This is a genomic window from Arthrobacter sp. Y3224198, assembly GCF_059090025.1.
Genome location: NZ_JBNHFG010000060.1, coordinates 1 through 4,653, shown reverse-complemented (window position 1 = coordinate 4,653; position 4,653 = coordinate 1). Strand labels below are relative to the sequence as shown.

At 65.0% G+C, this 4,653-nt stretch carries 5 protein-coding genes; 4 read left to right on the top strand and 1 reads right to left on the bottom strand.

The annotated features are described in order from the left end of the window. The first annotated feature begins 107 nt into the window (after positions 1-107). The 3 genes from AC5RUF_RS16200 (at position 108) to AC5RUF_RS16190 (ending at position 2,891) form a co-directional block, all read left to right on the top strand. On the top strand, positions 108-1,331 hold the full coding sequence (locus tag AC5RUF_RS16200) for a mechanosensitive ion channel family protein (RefSeq protein WP_494131273.1): 1,224 nt from the start codon (positions 108-110) through the stop codon (positions 1,329-1,331). 80 nt (positions 1,332-1,411) lie between these two features. Then, positions 1,412-1,732, top strand: coding sequence for a PRC-barrel domain-containing protein (locus AC5RUF_RS16195; protein WP_494131272.1), 321 nt, complete (start codon positions 1,412-1,414; stop codon positions 1,730-1,732). An 85-nt stretch (positions 1,733-1,817) separates the two neighbouring features. Next, positions 1,818-2,891, top strand: coding sequence for a YihY/virulence factor BrkB family protein (locus AC5RUF_RS16190; protein WP_494131271.1), 1,074 nt, complete (start codon positions 1,818-1,820; stop codon positions 2,889-2,891). A gap of 196 nt (positions 2,892-3,087) precedes the next feature. Here AC5RUF_RS16190 and AC5RUF_RS16185 read toward each other — a convergent pair whose 3' ends face one another. Continuing rightward, positions 3,088-4,458 carry an APC family permease gene (locus tag AC5RUF_RS16185; RefSeq protein ID WP_494131270.1) on the bottom strand — a complete coding sequence of 457 codons (1,371 nt, stop codon included), beginning with the start codon at positions 4,456-4,458 and terminating at the stop codon, positions 3,088-3,090. A gap of 29 nt (positions 4,459-4,487) precedes the next feature. On the opposite strand from AC5RUF_RS16185, the gene AC5RUF_RS16180 reads away from it, so the two are divergent. After that, a partial coding sequence (locus AC5RUF_RS16180; protein WP_494131274.1) for an FAD-binding protein occupies positions 4,488-4,653 on the top strand: 166 nt, incomplete at its 3' end.

Genomic DNA, 4,653 nt, shown 5'->3' with positions numbered 1-4,653 from the left:
GCCCCGGCCGCGCCCTGCCCCACCCTTCCCGGCGCTGCCCGGCCGGCGCAGTGACGCCGCCCACCCGATTGGACAGCCCCCCACGGCGGTTTGCAATCATCGATTGCATGGACGAACTGCTTGACCTTGCCGTTAGCCTCAAACCTCTCTTCGCTGTGCTGGTGGCGGTCGGCATCGCCCTGATTATTGCCTGGGCGGCGCGGGAAGCCGCCAACCGCGCCTTCCGCAAGGTGCCCAGCATCCGGCAGATCTCCGTCAAGGCCCGCAATCCGCTGCGGCTGGTACTCGGGCTGATCGGCGCCCGGATTGCGCTCGGCGCCACCGCCGCCGGCGCCTCCTGGTTGAAAACCGTGGACTACCTGCTGGTGCTCGGCCTGATCGGTGCAGTGGCCTGGTTCGGCGTGGTGACGCTGCTGATCATTGAGGCCATGATCCTCACCAAATACAACACGGACACCCGGGACAACCGCCGGCTGCGGCGCCTGAAGACCCAGGTGATCCTGGGCCGCCGGATCGGCATAGCCGTGCTGATCACCATTGCCGTGGCCTTTGTGCTGCTGACCATTCCCGAGGTGCGCGCGCTCGGCGCCGGTATCCTCGCCTCCGCCGGCCTGCTGTCCATCGTCGCCGGCCTTGCCGTGCAGGGCACCTTGAGCAATGTCTTTGCCGGGCTGCAGCTGGCCTTCACCGACGCGATCCGCGCGGACGACGTCGTGGTGGTGGAAGGCGAGTGGGGCACCATCGAGGAAATCACCATGACCTACGTGGTGGTGCACATCTGGGATGACCGGCGGCTGATCCTGCCCTCCACCTACTTCACCACCACCCCGTTCCAGAACTGGACCCGCCGGCAGTCGGCCATCCTGGGCACCGTGGAACTGGACCTGGACTGGCGGGTGCCCGTGGGGGACCTGCGGACCAAGCTGAAGGAAACCCTGGCCGGCACCGACCTGTGGGACAAGCGCACCAGTGTGCTGCAGGTGACCGAGGCCGTCAGCGGCGTGGTGCGCGTCCGCATCCTCGTCAGCGCCGAAGACAGCGGCACCCTGTTTGACCTGCGCTGCCTGATCCGCGAGACCATGGTGACCTACCTGCAGGAATGGCACCCGGATGCCCTGCCCCGCCAGCGCTGGGAAGAAGTGCGCAAAGCATCGTCCGACGTCCACACCGCACCCCGGACGGCACCGCTGCCGCGCAACTCCGACACAAGTGACTCGCAGCTCTTCACCGGCAGCATCGACGCCGTCGAGCGCCGCCAGAACTTCGCCGGACCGGGCGAGGAAGTCTTCGCCGAGCGTGAGGAAAACGCCTCGGAGGATGCCCAGCGCTGATTTCCCCTTGACAGGAGGGCACGGCCCGGGCGGGAATGATAGCCCGGTCAGTTCGGCCGGCCCGGCGGAGGGAACCCACCATGACGGATGCCTTTATGCTCCACCAGATCCAAGGGTCCAGCGTGTGGGCCAACGACGGCGAGCGGCTGGGGCTGGTGGGGGAAGTGCACCTGGACCGCGCCACCGGCCAGCCCGCCTGGATCACCGTGGACCTGGGACTGTTCGAATCCGAGGAACACTACGTCCCGCTGGCCAATGCCCGCCGCGACGGCCAGGACATCTTTGTGGGCTACTCCAAGGACGCCATCTCCAAGTCTCCCGGTGCCAATCCGGAGAATCCGCTGAGCCCTGCCGAAGAGGGTGTCCTGATGGACTACTACGGCCTGGCCGGCGACGCGTGAGCCGGCCTGTCCGTCCGCCCTTTGTTGCTAAGGACGCTTACTAATACGATGGGGGTCTGAACACCGAACCCCGCAGGAGGCCGTAGTGGCGCAGGACAGCAACAGCAAAGCCCGGACAGCACCCAGTCCGGACGATGCGAGCAAACCGGACAACCCCACCGAGGTCTCAAAGCCCACCTGGAAATACACGCTGAAGAAAACCGTCCGGGAATTCTCCAAGGACCAGTGCACCGACCTGGCCGCGGCCCTGACGTATTACACGGTCCTGGCGATCTTCCCGGGACTGCTGGCCATGGTTTCCATCCTGGGACTGGTGGGGCAGGGCGAAAGCACCACCAATGCGCTGCTGGACTTCGTAAAGCAGTTTGCGCCGGAAGACGCGGCAAAGGTCATTGAAGGTCCCATTGAGCAGCTGACGTCCTCGCAGGGCGCAGGACTCGCGCTGATCGTCGGTATCCTGGGTGCCCTCTGGTCGGCCTCCGGCTTTGTCGGCGCCTTCGGTCGCGCCATGAACCGCATCTACGAGGTGGATGAAGGCCGGCCCATCTGGAAGCTGCGCCCCATCCAGCTGCTGGTCACCCTGATCATGATCCTGCTGGCGGCCGCACTGCTGCTGATGCTGGTCATCAGCGGCCCCATCGCCGAAGCGATCGGCGATGTCATCGGCCTGGGCAGCCAGGCGGTCACCGTCTGGAACATCGCCAAGTGGCCGGTCATGGTCATCTTCGCCGTGCTGATCATCGCCATCCTGTACTACGCCACCCCCAACGTGAAGCAGCCGAAGTTCCGCTGGATGAGCATGGGTTCCTTCATCGCCCTCATCGTCCTGGCGATCGTGACCCTGGGCTTCAGCTTCTACGTCTCGAACTTCGGCAACTACAACGCCACCTACGGTGCCATCGGCGGCGTGATCGTGCTGCTGCTGTGGATCTGGCTGGCCAACCTGTCCCTGCTGTTCGGTGCGGAGTTCGACGCCGAGGTGGAGCGCGGCCGCGAACTGCAGGCTGGAATCCAGGCCGAGGAATCGGTGCAGCTGCCCCCGCGCGACACCCGCCAGACGGAAAAGCGCCAGGAGCAGGAAGAGAAGGACATCGCCGAGGGCCGGAAGCTGCGCCAGCAGCACGCCGGCAAGGACTACGACGACGACCTGCACGAGTAACCGCACGCAAAAACGCCCCGGCCGCTTGGTCCGGGGCGTTTTTGCGTTGCGGGGAGCCTGGCCTCAAATCGAGAAGGCACAAGTTACCGGTCTGCTCTTCGAGAAGGCACGAATTACCGGTCTGCTCTTCGAGAAGGCACGAATTACGGGTTTTTGGCGGAAAAACGGTAAATCGTGCCTTCTCGATCGCGGGGGCTTACTGCTCCGCGGCTTCCTCAGCCTTGGCGCCTTGGTGTCCGCGGCGCTTGGACCCCAGGGTTTTGCCCTTCGCCAGCCGGCGCGCTGCGAAGAGCACCAGGCCGATGGCCATCAGGACCCCGGCGCGCAGCCAGACCACCGCGTCCTGCTGGGTGAGCAGGAGGATGCAGGAGGCAATGGCCAGGTAGGGCACCACGATGGGGGCGCGGAAATGCTTTTCCTCCACCTTGTCCTTGCGCAGCACAATGACCGCCACGTTGGTGCTCAGGAAAACGAACAGCAGCAGAAGGACCACGGTTTCGGCAAGCGAGGCCAGTTCGCCGGTGGTCGTGAGGATCATTGCTACCAGGGTGGTGACGGCAATGGCCACCCACGGGGTTTTACGGTTCGGCAGCACCTTGCCGAAGACCGCCGGGAGCAGTCCCTGCTCGGACATGCCATAGGTCAGCCGCGAGGACATGATCATGGTCAGCAGTGCGCCGTTGGCCACCGCCACCAGGGCAATCAGGCTGAAGGTCCAGTCCGGAATGCCGAACCCGGTGGCGCTGACGACGTCGAGCAGCGGTCCGGAGGAACCGGCCAGATCTTCGGTGGGCAGTGCAATGGCGGCGGCCAGGCCGATCAGCACGTACACCAGTCCGGCCGTCAGCATGGCACCGAAAATGGCCTTGGGGTAGACCCGGCGTACGTCCCGGACTTCTTCGGCGATGTTGGCGGAGACCTCGAAGCCGACAAACGAGTAGTAGGCAATCACGGAGGCGGCCAGGACGGCGGTACCCGGATTAACGCCGGCGGGGAACTGGGTGACCTGCTCGGGGAAACCCCCGCCCTGGCCGAGCATCAGGCCCACCAGCACAATCACCAGGACAAGCCCGGAAACCTCGATGACGGTCATCACCACGTTGCTGCGGACCGACTCCGAGATGCCTCGGGCATTCAGCAGTGCCACCAGGAGCAGGAAGACAATGGCGGCCGGAACCGTGGGCACATCGAGGAACGGCTTGAGGTAGTCCCCGGTGAAGGCCAGTGCCAGACCCGCGGCGCTGGTCACGCCGGCGGCGAGCATGGCGAATCCGACCAGGAAGGAAATGGCCGGAACCTTAAAGGCCCGCTCGGCGAAGACAGCGGCGCCGCCGGCTTTCGGGTACTTCGTGACCAGCTCGGCGTACGAGGCCGCGGTCAGCAGCGCCAGGGCCAGGGCGACCAACAGGGGTACCCAGATGGCGCCGCCCACTTCTCCCGAGACTTCGCCCACCAGGGCATAGATGCCGGCGCCCAGGACGTCGCCGAGGATGAACAGATACAGCATGGGGCCGGTAATGCCCTGCTTGAGTTTTGAGGCAGGCTTCTCCTGCGTGGTTTCTCCCATGGAAGAAAAGTCTAGACAACTTACTAAGAATGCTGATGATTTGCGTGAGTCCTGTAAAAATGTTGTCTATGACTAGTGGCGAGACTCCTTCTTATGACGTTGTTATTGCCGGCGGCGGGATGGCCGGCCTGACGGCCGCACTGGTGCTCGGCCGCGCCCGGCGGCGCGTGGCGGTCATCGACGCCGGCAGCCCCC